Here is a 19982-nt window from a genome sequence, read left to right as displayed (position 1 = left end):
TGATTCTAGCCAAGCGCTATGCTTGGCCCCAGGCAGGAAAAGTTGCGCGTCGGTGACCTATCGGCTCGCCATGCCTTATGGCAGCGGTTACCAACCTTCTCGCAGGCCGGGGAGTGTTCAAACAAAGGATGAGGCTATGGTTCAAGTTCGCAAACTGGTGTTAGCAATAGCGGCCGCCTCGGCGCTGTCCTCCGGTATGGCGCAGGCGCTGCAGCTGGGGGAGATGACCCTCAAGTCGAAGTTGAACCAGCCGTTGGCGGTGGAAATCGAATTGCTCGATGTCGGCGGCCTCACGGCGTCCGAGATCACGCCGAGCTTGGCTTCGTCCCAGGCGTTTGTGGACGCGGGCGTTGATCGCCAGGCATTTCTCGATGACCTGACGTTTACCCCGGTGGTCAATCCAAACGGCCGCAGTGTGGTGCGCGTCACCTCCAGCAAGCCGCTGCCTGATTCCTACGTCCGTTTCCTGTTGCAGGTGCAATGGCCTAATGGCCGTCTGATGCGTGACTACAGCGTGTTGCTCGACCCGGCCAAGTTCGACCAGCCGGCACCGACGACCGCCGCGCCGGCACCGCGCCTGGCGGCTCCGGCCAGCAGCGCGCCGGCCGCGAGCAAGCCGGCGCAGCACACCACCACCTCCCGCGACACCTTGTGGGAAATTGCCGCAAAAAACCGCAACGGCGGCTCGGTACAGCAGACCATGCTGGCGATCCAGGCGCTGAATCCTGACGCGTTTATCGACGGCAACATCAACCGTTTGAAGACCGGCCAGGTCCTGCGCCTGCCTGATCCCGTACAAAGCACCGCGCTGCCGCAACCCCAGGCGATCGCCGAAGTCAGCGCGCAGAATGCCGCCTGGCGCCAAGGCCGACGCGCCGCCACCAACCCGACGGCGGGCAAGCAGCAACTGGACGCGACCAAACGCACCCAGGCCGGCAATGCCCCGGCGAGCACTAACGCCAAGGACAACCTGAGCCTGGTTTCTGCCGAAGCGGCCAAGAAGGGGGCCAAGGGCAAGGCGGGCGATAGTGCGGGGTTGAGCGACAAACTGGCGATGACCCAGGAGCAACTGGACACCACCCGTCGCGACAACGAAGAACTCAAAAGTCGCGCAGCAGACCTGCAAAGCCAGTTGGACAAGTTGCAGAAACTGATTCAACTGAAAAACGATCAGCTCGCGCGTCTGCAGGCTGAGAAAGGCGCCCCGACAGCTCCGGTCACGGCGGCAATGCCTGCGCAGTTGGCGGGTGAGCCGGCGGCCAATGCGGCAGCGCCCGACGCAGCCGCTGCGATCCCGGCACCGGCCGCGCCAGTGCCTGAGCCGGTCAAGGCGGATGCAACGCCTGCCGCCAACGAGGGCAAATTCAACGACCTGCTGACCAACCCTATCGTTCTATGGGTGATCGGCGGCGCTGCAGCGTTATTGGCGTTTTTGCTCCTGCTGCTGGGGATACGCCATCGCAACGCCCGTCGCGAAGAGGAAAAACACCTGCGTATGGCGCGGGCCCTGGCGGAAGAGCCAGTATTCACCTCGAACATCGACCAGGACTTGCCGCCAGACAGCTTCGAAGGCCTGGAGGTGCCGCCGCCAAACGTCAAGCTGGCCGCCGCTCCGGTGCCAGCCCCTGCGGTTGAGCCTGCAGTTGCCGTGCCGACCGTCGCTTCCGTGCTGGCGCCTCTGGCGGTTGCCGTGGCCCCGGCGAACTCCAGCGATGCGCTGGCCCAAGCCCTTTCTCTCGTCGACCGTGGTCACCTGAACCAGGCTGCCGACGTGCTGGAGCGGGCGATCAAGCAGGAGCCCAAGCGCAGCGACCTGCGTTTGAAGCTGATGGAAGTCTACGGTCTGCAAAACAACAAGGACGGCTTCGTGACCCAGGAGCGCCAATTGGTGGCCAATGGTGACAACCATGCCCAGGTCGAGCAGCTCAAGAGTCGCTTCCCGGCCATGGCCGTGCTGGCGGCGGGTGTCAGTGCGGCGGTGGCCGCTGCTGCCCTGGACGCTCAATACGTCAAGGATTTGCTCGAAGACAAACCGGCGCCTGCGCAGCCGGAGGCCTTTGATACCGATTTTGACCTGAGCCTGGACGATCTCGAAGAAGCTTCCCCGGCCGAGGTCAAGGACGATCAGCAAACCTTTGAGTCGCTTCTAAAGCAGCAGACTGAAGCCAAGGCCAGCCCGGACGACCTGTCGGACTTCGACCTGGACCTGCAGTTGGACGCCCCGGCTTCGGCGCAATCCGATGACGACTTCCTCTCTGGCCTGGAAGAGCAGATGAAGGATGCGCCGGCCGTAGAGCCGCCGACCCTCACACCTGCGGCACTGGACGACTTCGATCTGCCGGAGGATTTTGACCTGTCCCTGGCCGATGAGCCGGAAGTAGCGGCCAAGCCTGATGCATTTGCGTCCGAATTGGACGATGTCAACGCCGAGCTGGACCGTTTGTCCCAGAGCCTGGAACATCCGTCCATCGAGCCTTCCTTCACCGCAGAAGATGCGGCGAAGGGCGACGATGAGCCGGAATTCGACTTCCTCTCCGGCACAGACGAGGTGGCCACCAAGCTCGACCTGGCCCAGGCGTATATCGACATGGGCGATGCGGACGGTGCGCGAGACATCCTCACCGAAGTGCTGACTGAGGGCGACGAGACTCAGCGCGGCGAGGCCAAGGAAATGCTCGGTCGCATTTAACCGGCGACGCCTATCCAGTGTGGGAGCGGGCCAATCCGTAACAAAAGTGCCCATCACGCTTTACGGTCTTTATAATGGCCGTCTTTGCGCAACTCATCAGGCTCTCAGTTCTTGGCAAATATAGATAACGCGGCCGCCGAAATGGCGGCCGCAGGCTTTTACCGCATCGCCCTGGGCGTGGAATACAAAGGCTCGCGCTATCGCGGCTGGCAGCGTCAGGCGTCCGGCGTACTGACGGTGCAGGAAACCCTGGAAAAAGCACTGTCGAAAGTCGCTGATTCGCCAGTATCGCTGATGTGCGCCGGGCGCACCGATGCAGGCGTGCACGCCTGTGGCCAGGTGGTGCACTTCGACACCCAGGCTGAGCGGTCCATGAAGGCCTGGGTGATGGGCGCTAATATCAATTTGCCCCACGACGTCAGCGTCAGTTGGGCCAAGGTCATGCCGGCGCATTTTCATGCGCGCTTCAAGGCCATCGCGCGGCGTTATCGCTATGTGATCTATAACGACCAGATCCGCCCTGCGCACCTCAACGAAGAAATCACCTGGAACCACCGCCCGCTCGACGCCGAGCGCATGGCCGAGGCCGCGCAGCATCTGGTGGGTGTGCATGATTTCAGCGCCTTCCGTGCCGGCCAGTGCCAGGCCAAGTCGCCGATCAAGGAGGTCCATCATTTGCGGGTGACCCGTCACGGCAAGATGATCGTGCTGGATATCCGTGCCGGTGCGTTCCTGCACCATATGGTTCGAAACATTGCCGGGGTGCTGATGACAATCGGCACCGGCGAGCGCCCGGTGGAGTGGGCCAAGGAAGTGCTGGAAAGCCGCGTCCGCCGTACGGGTGGGGTCACGGCGCATCCGTTCGGCCTGTACCTGGTGGATGTGGAGTACCGCGACGAGTTCGAATTGCCGGAACGTTTCATCGGGCCACACTTCCTCACAGGTTTCAGCGAACTTGGCGGCTGACGCCCGGAAAAGCTTTTGTTACCATCCGGGACTTTCTCGGTCCAATCCCTGGGGTTTCCACGACATGTCAGCCGTTCGCAGCAAGATTTGCGGGATTACCCGCATAGAAGACGCGCTGGCGGCGGTCGAGGCGGGGGCGGATGCCATCGGTTTTGTGTTCTATGCCAAGAGCCCGCGGGCGGTGAATGTGTTGCAGGCGCGGGCGATCATCGCCGCCTTGCCGCCTTTCGTGACCACCGTGGGGTTGTTCGTCAACGCCAGCCGTTGCGAACTCAACGAAACCCTGGATGCCGTACCGCTGGATATGCTGCAGTTTCACGGCGACGAGACGCCGGACGAATGTGAGAGCTACCAGCGTCCGTACATCAAGGCGTTGCGCGTGAAGGCCGGGGATGACATCGCGGCAGCGTGTGCCGCCTACGGTGGCGCCCGTGGGATTCTGCTCGACACCTATGTCGAGGGCGTGCCCGGCGGCACCGGTGAGGCGTTTGATTGGTCGCTGATTCCTGCTGGCTTGAGCAAGCCGATCATCCTGGCCGGCGGGCTCAACCCCGGCAATGTCGGGTCGGCGATAGAGCAGGTGCGACCCTATGCCGTGGATGTCAGCGGCGGCGTGGAGCAGGGCAAGGGCATCAAGGATCACAGCAAGATTCGCGCATTCATGCAGGCCGTGCGCAACAGCAGTGACCGGATGTGACGGCTGGCAGTCTGCCGCCGTCCATAACTACCACTGTGTAAAACAGCCCGGTGCCGCCTGAGGGTGGCCTGGAAACGAAGTGGCAACCCTGCGCTGGCAGGTTGTCTGGAAGGCTGAGGGGACATGCGGGAAAAGGCCGGTCGAACGTCTGACCCCGTCCAGCATGTTTCATCGCCACATATGAATTTAGCTCAAGGGCATACGCGGGGCTGTGTTCAAGCCACCGGTACTGGAGAAAGAAAGCATGAGCAACTGGTTAGTAGACAAACTGATCCCTTCGATCATGCGTTCCGAGGTGAAGAAAAGCTCGGTTCCTGAAGGTCTGTGGCACAAGTGCCCATCCTGCGACGCGGTGCTGTACCGTCCGGAGCTGGAAAAGACCCTGGACGTTTGCCCCAAGTGCAACCACCACATGCGTATCGGCGCTCGCGCCCGCATTGACATCTTCCTGGACGCCGAAGGCCGCAACGAGCTGGGCGCAGACCTGGAGCCGGTTGACCGCCTCAAGTTCCGCGACAGCAAGAAGTACAAGGACCGTCTGGTCGGCGCGCAGAAGCAGACTGGCGAGAAGGACGCGCTGATTTCCGTCAGCGGCAAACTGCTCGGCATGCCTGTCGTGGTGTCGGCGTTCGAGTTCTCCTTCATGGGCGGCTCCATGGGTGCCATCGTCGGTGAGCGCTTTGTTCGCGCTGCCAACTACGCCCTGGAAAACCGTTGCCCGATGATCTGCTTCGCCGCCTCCGGCGGTGCGCGCATGCAGGAAGCCCTGATCTCCCTGATGCAAATGGCCAAGACCTCTGCGGTACTGGCGCGTCTGCGCGAAGAAGGCATCCCGTTCATCTCCGTGCTGACCGACCCGGTCTACGGCGGCGTTTCCGCCAGCCTGGCGATGCTGGGTGACGTGATCGTCGGCGAGCCAAAGGCCCTGATCGGCTTTGCCGGCCCGCGTGTGATCGAGCAGACCGTGCGTGAAAAACTGCCGGAAGGTTTCCAGCGTAGCGAATTCTTGCTTGAGCACGGTGCGATCGACTTGATCATTCCGCGCGGTGAACTGCGTCCACGCCTGGGCAACCTGCTGGCACAAATGATGGGCCTGCCGACGCCTGTGTACGTCGCGCCTAAGGTTGAACCGATTGTCGTGCCGCCGGTGCCTGCAAACCTATGACCCAGCGTACCCTGGGCGAATGGCTCGCCTACCTTGAGCAGTTGCATCCGTCCGCCATCGACATGGGCCTGGAGCGCTCGCAACAGGTAGCGGCCCGCCTCGGGTTGGGCCGGCCGGCACCGCGCGTGATCACGGTGACCGGCACCAACGGCAAGGGCTCTACCTGTGCCTTTGTCGCGGCGCTGCTGCAGGCCCAAGGGCTGAAAGTTGGCGTCTACAATTCCCCGCACCTGCTGCGTTACAACGAGCGGGTGCAGCTCAATGGTGTCGAAGCCACCGATGAGCAACTCTGCGAAGCCTTTGCTGCGCTCGATGCCGGCCGTGGCGAGATTTCCCTGACTTACTTCGAGATGGGCACCCTGGCGGCGTTCTGGCTGTTCGAGCGTGCGCAACTGGATGTGGTGGTGCTGGAGGTCGGCCTGGGCGGGCGTCTGGACACGGTCAACGTGGTAGATGCCGACCTGGCGTTGGTCACCAGTATTGGTGTGGACCACGCCGACTACCTGGGCAATACCCGCGAATCCGTGGCCTATGAAAAAGCCGGGATCTTCCGCCAGGGCAAGCCTGCGCTGTGCGGCGACCTGGATCCGCCGCACACCTTGCTCGACAAGGTGCGCGAGCTGGATTGCCCGTTTTTCCTGCGAGGTCGCGACTTCAATCTCGAAATCGGTGCGCAACACTGGCAATGGCGTGGGCACGATGCTCGCGGCCAGGCAATAGAGCTGCGCGACCTGCCGCTGCTGAACCTGCCAATGGAAAACGCCGCGCTCGCACTGCAGGCCTATCTGTTGCTGGACTTGCCGTGGAATGCCGGGCAGATTGCTGCCACCTTGCTATCGACCCGTGTGGTCGGGCGATTGGATCGTCGTGCGTTCCAATGGCAAGGCAAGTGCCTGAATCTGTTGCTGGACGTGGGGCATAACCCCCATGCGGCCGAGTACCTGGCACAACGCCTGTCGCGTACGCCGCCGGTCGGTCGTCGCCTTGCAGTCTTTGGCTTGCTGGCCGATAAGGATCTGGACGGTGTAGTTGCACCCTTGCTGGGCAATGTCCAGGCGTGGGCTGTAGCGCCACTGGATACCTCGCGCAGCCGTCCGGCCGCCGAGCTGGAAGTGGCCTTGCAGAACCTTGGTGCGCCGGTGGCGTCGTATGCAAGCGTGACCGCTGCCCTTGAAGCACAGTGCGCCCTTGCCACCCCCGATGATGAGATTCTGTTGTTCGGGTCATTTTATTGTGTTGCCGAGGCGCTCGAGTGGTTGGCCCGGCGCTCCACGGAGGAAGCTGCACATGGCATTACTGGATAGCGCATACAAGCAGCGAATGGTCGGAGCCCTGGTTCTGGTGGCGTTGGCGGTGATTTTCCTGCCGATGTTGTTTTCGCGTCAGGACGAGGAGCGTCAAGTAGTCGTCGAAGCGCCGGCTGCCCCGCAGGCGCCGTCGGTGCCGCAAGTACAGGTTGAACCGGTGGTGGTGCCTGAGCCCCAGGCCTTGCCGGAAGAAGAGCCGGTGCCGAGCGATGCTGAGGTTGCGGCCCAGCAAGCGCCGTCGATGCCGGTTCAGCCGAGCGTGCCGGTGGTCAAGCCGGCGCCTGCGCCGACCGTAGCGGCCAAGCCTGCCGCGCCTGCACCCGCACCGAAGCCGGTAGCGCCGCAACCTGCGGCACCGGGCAAGCCGGATGTGGGCCAGAGCCGTATTGATCCGAATGGCTTGCCGATCAGTTGGTCGATTCAAGTGGCCAGCCTGGGTAACCGCGAAGGCGCTGATGCTTTGCAGAAGAAGCTGCGCAGCCAGGGCTATAACGCGTATATCCGCAGCGCCGACGGCAAAAACCGCGTGTTTATTGGGCCGCTGATCGAGCGCGCCGAGGCGGATCGCCTGCGGGACTTGTTGGATCGCCAGCAGAACCTCAAGGGTTTTGTGACCCGTTTCCAGCCTGAACGCGGCTGATTTGATCCCTGCTTGACGTGTGGCCGACCTGTAGGAGCCCGGCTTGCCGGCGATGGCATCTATAAAATCGCTATCGCCGGCAAGCCGGGCTCCTACATTCAGGGGTACAACCCGTTGATTTGCAAAGCAGCCGTAATCACAGCTTACCGATAGCCCGACGCTCTGCTAAAATGCGCCGCCTTATCTGTCCGTAGGCTCAAACGTGCCATTTACCTGGGTTGACTGGGCGATTGTTGCAATCGTCGCCATCTCCGCTTTGATCAGTCTCAGCCGCGGCTTCGTAAAAGAAGCACTGTCGTTGCTGACTTGGATCATCGCAGGAGTCGTAGCCTGGATGTTCGGCGGTTCGTTGTCGGTCTACCTGGCCGGATACATCGAGACACCTTCGGCTCGCGTCATCGCGGGCTGCGCCATCATGTTCATCGCCACGCTGCTGGTGGGAGCAATGGTCAATTATCTTATTGGCGAGTTGATACGTGTCACCGGCCTCTCCGGTACCGATCGATTCCTCGGCATGGCCTTCGGCGCCGCGCGTGGCGCGTTGCTGGTGGTCGTGGCGGTCGGGCTGTTGAGCCTGGGGCCGGTACAGCAGGATTCGTGGTGGCAGGAGTCTGTGCTCGTGCCAAAATTTCTATTGGTTGCAGATTGGTCCAAGAACCTCATATTGGGGTGGAGCAGTCAGTGGCTGGCCAGCGGAATCAGCGTACCCGCTGATATACCGTTCAAGGAGCACCTCTTACCGGCCAAAACGCCTCAGTAAGCTGTGTTCAGTCAAGATTCATTAAGTAGGGGTTGCGTCGCATGTGTGGCATCGTCGGTATCGTCGGTAAGTCGAACGTCAATCAGGCGCTGTATGACGCGCTAACCGTCCTCCAGCACCGCGGCCAGGACGCTGCCGGTATTGTGACCAGCCACGACGGCCGGTTATTCCTGCGCAAGGACAATGGTCTGGTGCGTGACGTGTTCCATCAGCGTCACATGCAGCGCCTAGTCGGGCACATGGGCATTGGCCATGTGCGTTACCCGACCGCCGGTAGCTCTACGTCGGCTGAAGCTCAACCGTTTTACGTCAACTCGCCTTATGGCATCACCCTGGCGCATAACGGTAACCTGACCAACGTTGAACAGCTGGCCAAGGAGATTTACGAATCTGACCTGCGCCACGTCAACACCAGTTCCGACTCGGAAGTGCTGCTCAACGTGTTCGCCCACGAGCTGGCCCAGCGCGGCAAGCTGCAACCGACCGAAGAAGACGTGTTCGCCGCCGTCACTGACGTGCACAATCGTTGCGTTGGTGGTTACGCCGTTGTGGCCATGGTCACCGGTTATGGCATCGTCGGTTTCCGTGACCCGCATGGCATCCGTCCGATCGTGTTCGGCCAACGTCACACTGACGAAGGCGTCGAGTACATGATCGCTTCCGAAAGCGTATCCCTGGACGTGCTGGGTTTCACCCTGATTCGCGACCTTGCGCCGGGCGAAGCGGTGTACATCACCGAAGACGGCAAGTTGCACACCCGTCAGTGCGCCGTGGCGCCGAAACTCACCCCGTGCATCTTCGAACACGTCTACCTGGCGCGTCCGGATTCGATCATCGATGGTGTTTCGGTGTACAAGGCGCGTCTGCGCATGGGCGAGAAGCTGGCCGAGAAGATCCTGCGCGAGCGTCCTGAACACGACATCGATGTAGTGATCCCGATCCCGGACACCAGCCGCACCGCTGCGTTGGAGTTGGCCAACCACTTGGGCGTCAAGTTCCGCGAAGGCTTTGTGAAGAACCGCTACATTGGCCGTACCTTCATTATGCCGGGCCAGGCTGCGCGCAAGAAGTCGGTGCGCCAGAAGCTCAACGCCATCGAGTTGGAGTTCCGCGGCAAGAACGTGATGCTGGTGGATGACTCCATCGTGCGCGGGACTACCTGCAAGCAAATCATCCAGATGGCCCGCGAAGCTGGTGCGAAGAACGTGTACTTCTGTTCTGCAGCCCCAGCGGTGCGTTACCCGAACGTCTACGGCATCGACATGCCGAGCGCCCATGAGCTGATCGCTCACAACCGTTCGACCCAGGACGTGGCCGACCTGATCGGTGCTGATTGGCTGATCTACCAGGACCTGCCTGATCTGATCGAGGCGGTCGGTGGTGGCAAGATCAAGATCGACCAGTTCGACTGCGCCGTGTTTGACGGCAAGTATGTGACCGGTGATGTCGACGAGGCCTACCTGAACAAGATCGAGCAGGCGCGTAACGACTCGTCGAAGATCAAGACCCAGGCGGTCAGCGCGATCATCGACCTGTACAACAACTGAGTGACAACCGGCCCTGAGGGGCCGGTTTTGTATCTTAAATAAAGAATTGAGTAAGGAGTCGCAGCATGAGTCAGGAATGGGATGCCGGTCGGTTGGACAGCGACCTCGATGGCGTAGCTTTCGATACCCTGGCTGTGCGCGCCGGCCAGCACCGCACCCCGGAAGGTGAGCACGGTGATCCGATGTTCTTCACTTCCAGCTATGTGTTCCGCACCGCCGCCGATGCCGCTGCGCGCTTCGCTGGGGAAGTGCCGGGCAACGTGTATTCGCGTTATACCAACCCGACGGTACGCGCGTTCGAAGAGCGTATTGCGGCACTGGAAGGTGCTGAGCAGGCGGTAGCGACGGCCACTGGTATGGCGGCGATCCTGGCGGTGGTGATGAGCCTGTGCAGTGCTGGCGACCATGTGTTGGTGTCGCGCAGTGTGTTTGGTTCGACCATCAGCCTGTTCGAGAAGTATTTCAAGCGCTTCGGTATCGAAGTGGACTACGTGCCCTTGGCGGATCTTTCCGGCTGGGATGCGGCAATCAAGGCCAACACCAAGTTGCTGTTCGTCGAGTCGCCGTCCAACCCATTGGCTGAGTTGGTGGACATCGCTGCGTTGTCTGAAGTGGCGCATGCCAAAGGTGCCATGCTGGTCGTGGACAACTGCTTCTGCACCCCGGCGCTGCAACAGCCGTTGAAGCTGGGGGCGGACATCGTCGTGCACTCGGCGACCAAGTTCATCGACGGCCAGGGCCGTTGCATGGGCGGTGTGGTTGCAGGTCGCAGCGAGCAGATGAAAGAAATCGTCGGCTTCCTGCGCACGGCTGGCCCGACCTTGAGCCCGTTCAACGCCTGGATCTTCCTCAAGGGGCTTGAGACCCTTAACCTGCGGATGAAGGCCCACTGCGCCAACGCCCAGGCTCTGGCGCAGTGGTTGGAACAGCAGGACGGTATCGAGAAGGTGCATTACGCCGGCCTCAAGAGCCACCCGCAACACGAATTGGCCCAGCGCCAGCAGCGTGGTTTCGGCGCTGTGGTGAGCTTTGAGGTGAAGGGCGGCAAAGAGGGCGCCTGGCGCTTTATCGATGCGACTCGCCTGATTTCCATCACCGCCAACCTGGGTGACAGCAAGACCACCATTACCCATCCGAGTACCACTTCCCACGGGCGCCTGGCGCCGCAGGAGCGTGAAGCGGCGGGTATCCGTGACAGCCTGATCCGCATTGCGGTTGGCCTGGAAGACGTAGCTGACTTGCAAGCTGACTTGGCTCGCGGGCTGGCGGCCTTGTGATCGAGTGGTCCATGGAAGCGGCGGCTGCCACTAACGGGCGCGTTGCGCTGGTCACAGGTGCGGCGCGAGGCATTGGTCTCGGGATTGCCGCATGGCTGATCAGCGAAGGCTGGCAGGTGGTGTTGACTGACCTGGACCGCGAGCGCGGCTCCAAGGTGTCCAAGGTGCTGGGTGAAAACGCCTGGTTCATCAGCATGGACGTGGCCGACGAGAAGCAAGTGGCCCAAGGTGTTGCCGAGGTATTGGGGCAGTTTGGGCGCCTGGACGCGTTGGTCTGCAATGCGGCGGTGGCTGACCCGCGCAATATCACCCTGGAAAGCCTCGACCTGGCGTACTGGAATCGGGTGCTTGCTGTGAACCTCAGTGGGCCGATGTTGTTGGCCAAGCACTGTGCGCCTTACCTGCGCGCCCATGGCGGTGCCATCGTCAATTTGGCCTCGACCCGCGCCCGCCAGTCGGAACCGGACACCGAAGCCTACGCGGCGAGCAAAGGTGGTCTGCTGGCCCTCACGCATGCCTTGGCGATGAGCCTGGGGCCGGAAGTACGGGTCAATGCGGTCAGCCCTGGCTGGATCGATGCGCGTGATCCGGCTGCACGTCGGGCCGAGCCGTTGAGTGATGCTGATCATGCGCAGCATCCGGCGGGCAGGGTAGGCACTGTAGAAGACGTGGCGGCGATGGTGGCGTGGCTCCTGTCGCGCCAGGCGGGGTTTGTCACCGGGCAAGAGTTTGTCGTGGACGGTGGCATGAGCAAGAAGATGATTTACAGCGAGTAGGGCGGGTAGCCGTCTTGAAGCAATTTTGTCTTTTTCAGAAAAACTTCAAGCAGGCTATTGACTTAGGTCCGCTACCTGCGTAAATTTCGCGGCCTCAACGAAGCAAAGGGTGATTAGCTCAGCTGGGAGAGCATCTGCCTTACAAGCAGAGGGTCGGCGGTTCGATCCCGTCATCACCCACCACTTCTTGAGAGTTTTGCCCCAGGGCAAGACGCAACGTTAAAGGTTGCACCGACGCGCAGCGGTAGTTCAGTCGGTTAGAATACCGGCCTGTCACGCCGGGGGTCGCGGGTTCGAGTCCCGTCCGCTGCGCCATATTTTCCAGGTCTGATTCGTCGGGCTTGAGATTGAACAACCAAGGTTGATCGATCAGATGTTTAAAGACGGTTGAGGGTTTTCACTCAATCAGTCAAGCGATACGCAGCGGTAGTTCAGTCGGTTAGAATACCGGCCTGTCACGCCGGGGGTCGCGGGTTCGAGTCCCGTCCGCTGCGCCATATCTGCCTCAAGGCCCACTGAACGCCTTGAAGCACGAAGCAAGCCTCTGGCTACTTTGATCCGATAGCAAAGACCCTGGTCGAAAGACCGGGGTTTTTTGTGTCTGCGATTTGATGCGCGCGCGCTGTAGGAGCCCGCTTGCGGGCGATGGCGATTTCACGGACGCCATCGCCCGCAAGCGGGCTCCTACAGGTTTCGAGTCAGAATCCTAATTTGTCGCGTAGGCCGTAATACCAGGCACCCAGCGCTGCAAACGGCGTACGCAACAGTTGCCCGCCCGGGAAAGGGTAGTGCGGCAGGTCGGCAAACGCGTCAAAACGCTCTGCCTGGCCTCTGAGCGCCTCTGCCAGTACCTTGCCGGCCAGGTGCGTGTACGTCACGCCATGGCCACTGCAGCCCTGTGAGTAGTAGATGTTATCGCCCAGGCGTCCCACCTGCGGCAATCGCGACAGGGTCAGCAGGAAATTGCCAGTCCAGGCGTAATCGATCTTCACGTCCTTGAGTTGCGGGAAGGCCTTGAGCATCTTCGGACGGATGATCGCCTCGATATTTGCCGGGTCGCGCGCGCCATACACCACGCCACCGCCGAAGATCAGGCGCTTGTCGCGGGTGAGGCGGTAGTAGTCGAGCAAATAGTTGCAGTCTTCGACGCAGTAATCCTGCGGCAGCAGCGTTTTTGCCAGTTCGTCACCGAGGGGTGCGGTAGTGATCACTTGCGTGCCGCACGGCATAGACTTGGCCGCCAACTCCGGCACCAGGTTGCCCAGGTAGGCATTGCCCGCGACGATAATGAACTTGGCCCTGACCTTGCCCTGCGCGGTATGCACCACCGGATTGGCACCGCGCTCGATTCGTACGGCTGCCGATTGTTCGTAGATCGTGCCGCCCAGAGATTCCACGGCCGCCGCTTCGCCGAGTGCCAGGTTGAGTGGATGGATATGGCCTCCGCTCATGTCTAGCAAGCCACCTACATAGTTGTCACAGGCCACCACTTCACGGATGCGGCGCTCGTCCAGCAGCTCCAGCTGTGTATGGCCGTAGCGCTCCCACAGGCGCTTCTGCGACTCCAGGTGGCCCATGTGTTTGCTGTTGAGTGCGGCGAATACGCCGCCATCCTTCAGGTCGCACTGGATTTGGTACTTGGCCACGCGTTCGCGGATGATCTTGCCGCCTTCGAATGCCATCTGCCCAAGCAGTTGCGCCTGTTTAGGCCCAACACTGCGCTCGATCACGTCGATATCGCGGCTGTAGCTATTGACGATCTGCCCGCCGTTGCGGCCCGAGGCGCCGAACCCCACCTTGGCGGCTTCGAGCACCGTCACGCGAAAACCGCTCTCCAGCAGAAACAGCGCACTGGAGAGGCCGGTGTAGCCGGCGCCAATCACGCACACATCGGTTTCGACCTCACCTTGCAGTACCGGGCGAGGCGGAACGGCATTCGCGGATGCGGCGTAGTACGACTGGGGGTAGGGGGTGTTCGCCATCCTGGAACCTCTGTTTTATATTTTTTACGAGTGCGTCGATCCTACCTGAGTTGAAAATTGCCTGCCAGCCACCCGAAATTCACGGGTGTGCTCCGCGCAAATAAAAAATTCGCATATTCATAGGGTTAGCTGCAAAAAAGATGTTGACACCCCTCCGGAATTCCGTAGAATGCCGCCTCACAGCAGGCACGTAGCTCAGTTGGTTAGAGCACCACCTTGACATGGTGGGGGTCGTTGGTTCGAGTCCAATCGCGCCTACCAAACAAAATCCGCTCTGCTGGGCGGTCTAGAAGGGCTCACCGAAAGGTGGGCCCTTTTTTGTTGTCTGGGATTTCTAAAACCCGCCTCAGCCGGTCTCGCCAAGAAACATCTGCAACAACACCAGTTCAACCAGCGCCACCAACAGCAAAAACATCACGAACCCGAATGAGAGCACGCGTTTTCGCCGTGGTGGTGTGTAATCGCTCGCCAACTCGAGCAGATTGAACAGCGTGCCGATGAGCCGCCAGATAAATTCTAGAAATTCGCTCACGGTGGCGATTTACTTGGCCTTGGCGCTTTTGATATCGCTGATCATCTGCTTGGCGATCGCCTGTACTTGCTTCTGTGTCATGGCCGAGGCAATGCCTTCCCAGGCGGACGACGAAGTGTCGTAGGTGCGCGAGCCAATCGGTGCGCCGGATTTAAGGTCAGAGTAATCGGCGCGAGAGAACACCCAGGCATTACCTACCAGCGCACCCGCGACGTAGCGCGAGCCCGGCTCGATGTAACGGAACTTGCTCACATTGATGTTGATGCCGACACCGTCTTCGCCGCTGGGAGCCACCGCGGAGCTTTCAGTGACATTGAAGCCGGCTTGGCGGGCTTCGACCTGGAGCGCATTGTTCCAGTCGCGCTTGAGCAGGTTCCAGTCCGGGTTTTGCTCGACCTGGCCTTCGCCTTTGATGCTCACCACCAAGTTGTGTTTGGCGGCGTCCGGGATCGCCAGGGCGGCGCTGCCACCACTTTTCACCTTGGCGGCGCAACCACCCAGCATGGACAGCGCAACGGCGCAGGAGATAGCGATCAGGATTTTTTGGGTTTTCATTGAATTTCCATATCCACAACGTTAACGGGAGGGCCGCAAAGGCCTGAGAAACGGGCGGCGCTAAGATGCGCGAATCCCGTCAGGTCTGTCCACATCTTGTTACGTGTACCGCGTCCAATCACCCACAAGAATTATTGGTTCGCAGCAACAATTTTTCTTGTTGGACACCTCCCGTCCCCAGGCAGCAAAGTTGCCGCCACTGACGCTCGACCTTTCGGGTCAACAATAAAAAACCGAGCCGACTGCACGCCACTTCTTGCTGTGAACCCTTTGTTCACATCCTGCTGTAATGGCGCCGCAGCGCGCACTTAAGGACCTCACGCCATGCAAACTGTTGTGAACTTATGGCCGTTGATCGGCGTACTTGTGATCGTGGTTGGCTTTATCTTGCGCTTCAATCCGCTGTTGGTGGTCACCGCCGCCGCCATCGCCACCGGGCTTGCCGCCCATTTCCCACTGGAAAAAATCCTCGCGACCATGGGCGATGGCTTCCTTCAGACCCGTGCCCTGCAATTGATCCTGTTGTTGCCCCTTGCCGTTATCGGTCTGCTGGAGCGTCACGGGCTGCGCCTGCATGCGCAGAACTGGATCGCACGCTTCGAACGCGCCACGGTGGGGCGCCTGCTGATCATCTATCTGTTTGTGCGTGAATCCACTGCTGCCATGGGCTTGACCAGCTTGGGTGGGCACCCGCAGATGGTGCGCCCGCTGCTGGCGCCGATGGCCGAAGGTGCAGCAGAAAAACGCTACGGCAAGTTGCCGGACAAGCTGCGTCACAAGGTGTTGGCCATGTGCGCCGCGACTGACAACGTCGGCCTGTTTTTTGGTGAAGATATTTTTGTCGCATTTGGCGCCATCGCATTGATGCACACCTTCCTGCTCGGCTCAGGGATTGATGTTGAGCCTCTGCACATTGCGGTGTGGGGCATCCCTACTGCGATCTGTGCCTTCATCATTCATGCAATCCGTCTGCATCGGTTTGATCGAAGGCTCACCCGTGAGATGACATCTGCCACTACGCCAGCGGAGGCCGCGCAATGATCATTTCCATTCAATACCTGTACTGGCTCGCTGGGGTTCTGCTGCTGATCACCGCGGGGATGATTTTGATGGACCGGAGCCATCCCAAGCGCTGGTCCAGTGCGTTGTTCTGGCTGTTGTTCGCTATTCCGTTCCTGATCGGCGAGCGCCTGCCGTCGGTCGCCATCGGCGCTGGCGTCGTGGTGATGGCATTGATCGCCGGCATGGGCGGCGTCGGCCGTGGCAAGCATGCCGAGTTGCATGACAAGGCATCCCGCGCCAGTGCCGGTCGACTGGGTCACAAACTCTTCATTCCTGCGTTGGCTATTCCGCTGACCACGGTGATCGGCTCGGTATTGCTCAAGCACACCGAGATCGGCGGCGTGCCGCTGCTGGATCCGAAAAACACCACCTTCGTTTCCCTTGGCATCGGCTGCTTGATCGCACTTGGCCTGGCCTGCTGGCTCACTCGTGATACGCCGGTGCAAGCCTTGCGCGAATCCCGCCGTCTCACCGAAGCCCTCGGCTGGGCGATGGTGCTTCCGCAAATGCTCGCGATGCTCGGCTTGCTGTTTAACGAAGCCGGGGTCGGTACGGCCGTTGCGCACGTCACCACGACCTACATCAACATGGATTTCAAGTTGGTGGCGGTGATGGTCTATGTGCTGGGCATGGCCTTGTTTACGGTGATCATGGGTAATGGATTCGCGGCTTTCCCAGTGATGACAGGCGGTGTTGGCGTGCCGGTACTGGTGGGTATCTACGGCGGTAACCCGGCCGTAATGGCAGCGATTGGCATGTTCTCCGGCTACTGCGGCACACTGATGACGCCGATGGCCGCCAACTTCAATATCGTGCCTGCTGCGTTGCTCGAACTGCCGGACAAGAACGCCGTGATCAAGGCTCAACTGCCCACGGCGCTGATGATGTTGGTGGTCAATATTGTGCTGCTCTACGTGTTGATGTGAGGTCAAGATGCAAACCGTATTGCTGACGGGCTTTGAGCCCTTTGATAAAGACTTGGTTAATCCGTCCTGGGAGGCTGTGCGCCAACTGGACGGTGCGCAACTAGCGCCCGATGTGCAGATAGTTGCGCGTCGATTGCCTTGCGCATTTGCCACTGCCGGTGAGTGCCTGAACCGGTTGATCGATGAGTTGCGTCCGGCGATGGTGATCGCTACTGGTCTGGGACCAGGCCGTAGCACTCTCTCTATCGAGCGGGTGGCGATCAATGTCAACGATGCTCGTATTCCGGATAACCTGGGCGAGCAGCCTGTCGATACGGCGGTCATCGCTGATGGCCCGGCGGCCTACTTCACGACGCTGCCGATCAAGGCGATGGTCAAGGCCGTGCGTGAAGCGGGGATCGCAGCCTCGGTATCACAGACGGCGGGGACATTTGTGTGTAATCAGGTGTTTTATCTCTTGCAGCATGCGCTTGCAGGGTCGGGAGTGCGCAGTGGGTTTATCCACGTACCGTTTCTGCCAGAGCAGGTGGCGGGTTCGCAGCAGCCTTCAATGGCGCTGGGTATGATGGTTGCGGGATTGCAGGTAGCTTTACTGGCTGCGTGGCAAACGCTTGTGGATGTAAAGGAGGCGGGCGGGCAGGTCGGTTGACCGGCCCAGCGCCTCTCACATCGCAAACAATCGGGTAAGTCCGAAGGTGATGGCGCAAGCCAGGCCTGTCATTGCGAATGCGGTTGCCACGTACCACTTGATAAGGTTCAGCTCAGTGGTTGCCAGGTCTGCCTTGGAAGCGAAGTGTTTATCCATGGCGTCTGCCTTGCTCGAAACGGTGATCAGCTTCTCGTTCATTTCAGCCAGCCCCTTTTCCAGTAGACCTAATCGTATTTCCATTCCCGAATCTCCATGGTTTTTACTGTTGCCGGCTCTGCCTTGAGCCCCTTGGGAAGCCAGAATAGTGTGGCTTTCGTCCAGCGATAAGGGACAAACCTTTGCAAAATAACACCGGGGGTCTGCTGCTCAGTCTTCCCGCTTCGGAAAGAACAAATCAAAACACGTCACCCCGGCCTCACTGCTCACGCTGTATTGCCCGTTATGCAACTGCATGATGGTCGCCACAATCGACAAGCCCAACCCGTTGGATTGCGCTGACCGTTCCCGTGATTCATCCACACGGTAAAAACGTTCGAACAGTCGCGGCAGATGCTCGGCAGCGATGGTCTCACCGCGGTTGCTGACTTTCAGGTGAATGCCCTCGGCATCGGGAATCGCCCGTATCACCAACTCGGTGCTCGGCGCACCATATTTAATGGCGTTGGCACACAGGTTCGCCAGGGCCCTGCGCAGTAGCATCGGCTCCGCCCAGATCACCCCGTCACCTTCAGCGCGAATACTGATATCCCGATCCGCCGCCAAGCCTTCGAAGTACTCGGCGATGCGTTCCACTTCATCTGCGGCATTGAGTTCCTGACGCTGGCGCAGGGCGCTGGCCGGGTCGGTGCGCGCCAGGAACAGCATGTTGTCGAGCATCCGCGCCAGGCGTTCAAGCTCTTCGACATTGGACGCCAGCAGTTGCTGATAGCTCTCGATGCTGCGGTTTTGTTGCAGGGCAACCTGGGTTTCGCCCAGCAGGTTATTGATGGGGGTGCGCAGTTCGTGGGCCATGTCGGTGGACACCTGGCCCAGTTGGACAAAACCCTTGGCTAGCCGCTCTAGCATGGTGTTAAACGAATCAATCATCGGTAGCAGTTCTTTGGGTGCGCCGTGGCTGTCGAGGCGTTCGGCGAGATTGCCGACGCCGATGCCTTGGGCGTGCCGGGCCAGGCGGCGCAACGGTACAAGTCCACGATGCACCAGTAGATAACCGGCCACCGCCAGAATGATTGCGGCGATGCTCGCCAGGATATAAACGCTCAAGCGATAGCTGGCGAGCATGGCGGTGCGCTCTGTCATCAGGCGCCCCGTGGTGACTTGCAGGCTGCCCAGGTCGCCGGAGTCGATGGACGCGGCCACGGTCGCGAACGGCACACCGTTAATGCTGGGGAAGTGGTGCACGTCGGCAAACGTCAGCTCGTGGTTCTTGGGCACCGGGGGAACGGAAGGCAGGTCGATATTACCGGGATTGACCGTCAGCAGAGGTTTTTGCCCAGGCGCGGCGATGCTCAGTATCGATTCACGGTTGCCCAGCATGTTCTGGAACAGCTCCGGCTTGGTCTTGATCAGGTCCAGGGTATTGCTGTCGTTGAGCAGGTTGCGCAGTTGGTCGACGCGGGAAATCAATGCGGCATCGTCCCGCTTGATCAACTCTCGCTCCAGCTCGCGGTACAGCGCCACACCCAGGGTTGCCAGCAAGGCGAAGGCGAGTAGGGCGAAGACAAGCGCCAGACGCAGCGTCAAGGAGTAATGACGACGTTTGTTCATGGCTGGGTATCGAAGCGGTAGCCGATGCCGCGCACGCTGTGGATCAGCTTGAGCTGGAACGGATCGTCGATTTTCAAGCGCAGGCGCCGTACGGCGACGTCTACCACGTTGGTGTCGCTGTCGAAGTTCATGTCCCACACCCGCGATGCGATCATCGAACGGGACAGCACCTGGTCCTGGTGAGTTGCGAACAGGTGCAGCAGGGCGAACTCTTTATTGGTCAGGGTAATGCGCGTGCCGGCACGGGTAACGCGGCGCTTCAGTACGTCGATCTGCAGGTCAGCGATCTGCAGCTGTTCCTCGTCCCGGCTCGGGCCACGGCGGGTCAGCGTACGCAAGCGTGCTACCAGTTCGGCGAAGGAAAACGGTTTGATCAGGTAATCGTCGGCGCCCAGTTCCAGGCCCTTGATGCGGTCGGCAATGTCATCGCGAGCCGTCAGAAAAAGTACCGGTGTGTCGGCTTCCTTGCGCAGGCGGCGCAGCACTTCCCAGCCGTCCATTTTCGGCATCATCACATCCAGTACGATCACGTCGAACGGGGTTTCCAGGGCCTGGTGCAAGCCGTCCACGCCGTCGCGGGCGAGACTGACGGAATAGCCCAGCTCCTGTAGGCCATTGAGCAAGTAGTTGCCGGCCTTGGGTTCGTCTTCGACTACGAGGATGTTCATGGGTAATGCCCTGTTTC

At 60.5% G+C, this 19982-nt stretch carries 19 protein-coding genes and 4 tRNA genes; 17 read left to right on the top strand and 6 right to left on the bottom strand.

Going from position 1 to position 19982, the window contains the following annotated elements; all coding sequences use genetic code 11:
* Positions 1–136: 136 nt before the first annotated feature.
* The 13 genes from ACP7C6_RS03415 to ACP7C6_RS03355 all read left to right on the top strand — a co-directional run bounded on the left by ACP7C6_RS03415 (position 137) and on the right by ACP7C6_RS03355 (position 12321).
* Entirely contained in the window at positions 137–2689 is a 2553-nt protein-coding gene (locus ACP7C6_RS03415; protein WP_426108255.1) for a FimV/HubP family polar landmark protein, read from the top strand.
* A 141-nt stretch (positions 2690–2830) separates the two neighbouring features.
* Positions 2831–3655, top strand: a complete 825-nt coding sequence (truA, locus tag ACP7C6_RS03410; RefSeq protein ID WP_028617116.1) for a tRNA pseudouridine(38-40) synthase TruA — start codon at positions 2831–2833, stop codon at positions 3653–3655.
* A 64-nt stretch (positions 3656–3719) separates the two neighbouring features.
* Entirely contained in the window at positions 3720–4352 is a 633-nt protein-coding gene (locus ACP7C6_RS03405; RefSeq protein WP_028617115.1) for a phosphoribosylanthranilate isomerase, read from the top strand.
* Between the two features lie 244 nt (positions 4353–4596).
* Positions 4597–5517, top strand: coding sequence for an acetyl-CoA carboxylase, carboxyltransferase subunit beta (gene accD, locus ACP7C6_RS03400; protein ID WP_016976632.1), 921 nt, complete (start codon positions 4597–4599; stop codon positions 5515–5517).
* Positions 5514–6821 (top strand): bifunctional tetrahydrofolate synthase/dihydrofolate synthase, encoded by a 1308-nt coding sequence (gene folC / locus ACP7C6_RS03395; protein ID WP_028617114.1) that lies wholly within the window; start codon positions 5514–5516, stop codon positions 6819–6821. Before accD ends, folC begins: the two co-directional genes overlap by 4 nt.
* Positions 6805–7464: an SPOR domain-containing protein gene (locus tag ACP7C6_RS03390; protein WP_028617113.1), complete on the top strand. Its 660-nt coding sequence runs from the start codon at positions 6805–6807 to the stop codon at positions 7462–7464. Before folC ends, ACP7C6_RS03390 begins: the two co-directional genes overlap by 17 nt.
* 202 nt (positions 7465–7666) lie before the next feature.
* Entirely contained in the window at positions 7667–8224 is a 558-nt protein-coding gene (locus tag ACP7C6_RS03385; RefSeq protein WP_028617112.1) for a CvpA family protein, read from the top strand.
* 41 nt (positions 8225–8265) lie between these two features.
* On the top strand, positions 8266–9771 hold the full coding sequence (gene purF, locus ACP7C6_RS03380; RefSeq protein ID WP_015884965.1) for an amidophosphoribosyltransferase: 1506 nt from the start codon (positions 8266–8268) through the stop codon (positions 9769–9771).
* 65 nt (positions 9772–9836) lie between these two features.
* Entirely contained in the window at positions 9837–11048 is a 1212-nt protein-coding gene (locus ACP7C6_RS03375; RefSeq protein ID WP_028617111.1) for an O-succinylhomoserine sulfhydrylase, read from the top strand.
* 11 nt (positions 11049–11059) lie between these two features.
* A complete protein-coding gene (locus tag ACP7C6_RS03370) occupies positions 11060–11824 on the top strand; it encodes an SDR family oxidoreductase (protein WP_020372640.1) in 765 nt (254 codons plus the stop codon).
* 107 nt (positions 11825–11931) lie between these two features.
* Positions 11932–12007 (top strand) — tRNA-Val (locus ACP7C6_RS03365).
* Between the two features lie 55 nt (positions 12008–12062).
* Positions 12063–12139, top strand: a tRNA-Asp gene (locus ACP7C6_RS03360).
* A gap of 105 nt (positions 12140–12244) precedes the next feature.
* Positions 12245–12321: transfer RNA gene (locus tag ACP7C6_RS03355), tRNA-Asp, on the top strand.
* 201 nt (positions 12322–12522) lie between these two features.
* Here the strand turns inward: ACP7C6_RS03355 and ACP7C6_RS03350 are convergent.
* Positions 12523–13806 carry an NAD(P)/FAD-dependent oxidoreductase gene (locus tag ACP7C6_RS03350; RefSeq protein WP_426108254.1) on the bottom strand — a complete coding sequence of 428 codons (1284 nt, stop codon included), beginning with the start codon at positions 13804–13806 and terminating at the stop codon, positions 12523–12525.
* A 184-nt stretch (positions 13807–13990) separates the two neighbouring features.
* On the opposite strand from ACP7C6_RS03350, the gene ACP7C6_RS03345 reads away from it, so the two are divergent.
* A tRNA-Val gene (locus ACP7C6_RS03345) sits at positions 13991–14067 on the top strand.
* Between the two features lie 85 nt (positions 14068–14152).
* Here ACP7C6_RS03345 and ACP7C6_RS03340 read toward each other — a convergent pair.
* Both ACP7C6_RS03340 and ACP7C6_RS03335 read right to left on the bottom strand, forming a co-directional pair.
* Positions 14153–14338 (bottom strand): hypothetical protein, encoded by a 186-nt coding sequence (locus ACP7C6_RS03340; protein ID WP_028617109.1) that lies wholly within the window; start codon positions 14336–14338, stop codon positions 14153–14155.
* Positions 14339–14347: 9 nt separating this feature from the next.
* Entirely contained in the window at positions 14348–14893 is a 546-nt protein-coding gene (locus ACP7C6_RS03335) for a DUF4410 domain-containing protein (protein WP_028617108.1), read from the bottom strand.
* Positions 14894–15217: 324 nt separating this feature from the next.
* Between ACP7C6_RS03335 and ACP7C6_RS03330 the strand changes: the two genes are divergently transcribed.
* The 3 genes from ACP7C6_RS03330 to pcp are packed head-to-tail and all read left to right on the top strand — an operon-like array spanning position 15218 to position 17530.
* Complete coding sequence (locus tag ACP7C6_RS03330; protein WP_028617107.1) at positions 15218–15934, top strand: DUF969 domain-containing protein; 717 nt, start codon at positions 15218–15220, stop codon at positions 15932–15934.
* Entirely contained in the window at positions 15931–16881 is a 951-nt protein-coding gene (locus ACP7C6_RS03325; RefSeq protein WP_028617106.1) for a DUF979 domain-containing protein, read from the top strand. The genes ACP7C6_RS03330 and ACP7C6_RS03325 overlap by 4 nt, the downstream gene beginning before the upstream one ends.
* A gap of 7 nt (positions 16882–16888) precedes the next feature.
* Positions 16889–17530, top strand: coding sequence for a pyroglutamyl-peptidase I (gene pcp, locus ACP7C6_RS03320; protein ID WP_028617105.1), 642 nt, complete (start codon positions 16889–16891; stop codon positions 17528–17530).
* Between the two features lie 15 nt (positions 17531–17545).
* Here pcp and ACP7C6_RS03315 read toward each other — a convergent pair whose 3' ends face one another.
* The 3 genes from ACP7C6_RS03315 to ACP7C6_RS03305 form a co-directional block, all read right to left on the bottom strand.
* Entirely contained in the window at positions 17546–17770 is a 225-nt protein-coding gene (locus ACP7C6_RS03315; RefSeq protein ID WP_028617104.1) for a hypothetical protein, read from the bottom strand.
* 126 nt (positions 17771–17896) lie between these two features.
* Positions 17897–19297, bottom strand: coding sequence for a heavy metal sensor histidine kinase (locus tag ACP7C6_RS03310; RefSeq protein ID WP_068934142.1), 1401 nt, complete (start codon positions 19295–19297; stop codon positions 17897–17899).
* Positions 19294–19965, bottom strand: a complete 672-nt coding sequence (locus ACP7C6_RS03305) for a heavy metal response regulator transcription factor (RefSeq protein WP_033901736.1) — start codon at positions 19963–19965, stop codon at positions 19294–19296. Before ACP7C6_RS03305 ends, ACP7C6_RS03310 begins: the two co-directional genes overlap by 4 nt.
* Between the last annotated feature and the right edge of the window lie 17 nt (positions 19966–19982).

This window comes from Pseudomonas sp. TWR1-1-4 (genome assembly GCF_049897165.1).
Taxonomy (GTDB): Bacteria; Pseudomonadota; Gammaproteobacteria; order Pseudomonadales; family Pseudomonadaceae; genus Aquipseudomonas; species Aquipseudomonas canadensis.
The sequence above is the reverse complement of the archived record's forward strand: the minus strand, read 5'-3'. Positions and strand labels throughout refer to the sequence as shown.

Bases quoted from the DNA above. Each gene is read 5' to 3' on its own strand.
- ACP7C6_RS03415 (WP_426108255.1), top strand. From the start codon at position 137: ATGGTTCAAGTTCGCAAACTGGTGTTAGCAATAGCGGCCGCCTCGGCG.
- ACP7C6_RS03305 (WP_033901736.1), bottom strand. From the start codon at position 19,965: ATGAACATCCTCGTAGTCGAAGACGAACCCAAGGCCGGCAACTACTTG.
- pcp (WP_028617105.1), top strand. From the start codon at position 16,889: ATGCAAACCGTATTGCTGACGGGCTTTGAGCCCTTTGATAAAGACTTG.
- ACP7C6_RS03405 (WP_028617115.1), top strand. From the start codon at position 3,720: ATGTCAGCCGTTCGCAGCAAGATTTGCGGGATTACCCGCATAGAAGAC.
- ACP7C6_RS03370 (WP_020372640.1), top strand. From the start codon at position 11,060: ATGGAAGCGGCGGCTGCCACTAACGGGCGCGTTGCGCTGGTCACAGGT.
- ACP7C6_RS03335 (WP_028617108.1), bottom strand. From the start codon at position 14,893: ATGAAAACCCAAAAAATCCTGATCGCTATCTCCTGCGCCGTTGCGCTG.
- ACP7C6_RS03375 (WP_028617111.1), top strand. From the start codon at position 9,837: ATGAGTCAGGAATGGGATGCCGGTCGGTTGGACAGCGACCTCGATGGC.
- accD (WP_016976632.1), top strand. From the start codon at position 4,597: ATGAGCAACTGGTTAGTAGACAAACTGATCCCTTCGATCATGCGTTCC.
- ACP7C6_RS03390 (WP_028617113.1), top strand. From the start codon at position 6,805: ATGGCATTACTGGATAGCGCATACAAGCAGCGAATGGTCGGAGCCCTG.
- ACP7C6_RS03325 (WP_028617106.1), top strand. From the start codon at position 15,931: ATGATCATTTCCATTCAATACCTGTACTGGCTCGCTGGGGTTCTGCTG.
- ACP7C6_RS03330 (WP_028617107.1), top strand. From the start codon at position 15,218: ATGCAAACTGTTGTGAACTTATGGCCGTTGATCGGCGTACTTGTGATC.
- truA (WP_028617116.1), top strand. From the start codon at position 2,831: ATGGCGGCCGCAGGCTTTTACCGCATCGCCCTGGGCGTGGAATACAAA.
- ACP7C6_RS03350 (WP_426108254.1), bottom strand. From the start codon at position 13,806: ATGGCGAACACCCCCTACCCCCAGTCGTACTACGCCGCATCCGCGAAT.
- ACP7C6_RS03315 (WP_028617104.1), bottom strand. From the start codon at position 17,770: ATGGAAATACGATTAGGTCTACTGGAAAAGGGGCTGGCTGAAATGAAC.
- ACP7C6_RS03310 (WP_068934142.1), bottom strand. From the start codon at position 19,297: ATGAACAAACGTCGTCATTACTCCTTGACGCTGCGTCTGGCGCTTGTC.
- purF (WP_015884965.1), top strand. From the start codon at position 8,266: ATGTGTGGCATCGTCGGTATCGTCGGTAAGTCGAACGTCAATCAGGCG.
- folC (WP_028617114.1), top strand. From the start codon at position 5,514: ATGACCCAGCGTACCCTGGGCGAATGGCTCGCCTACCTTGAGCAGTTG.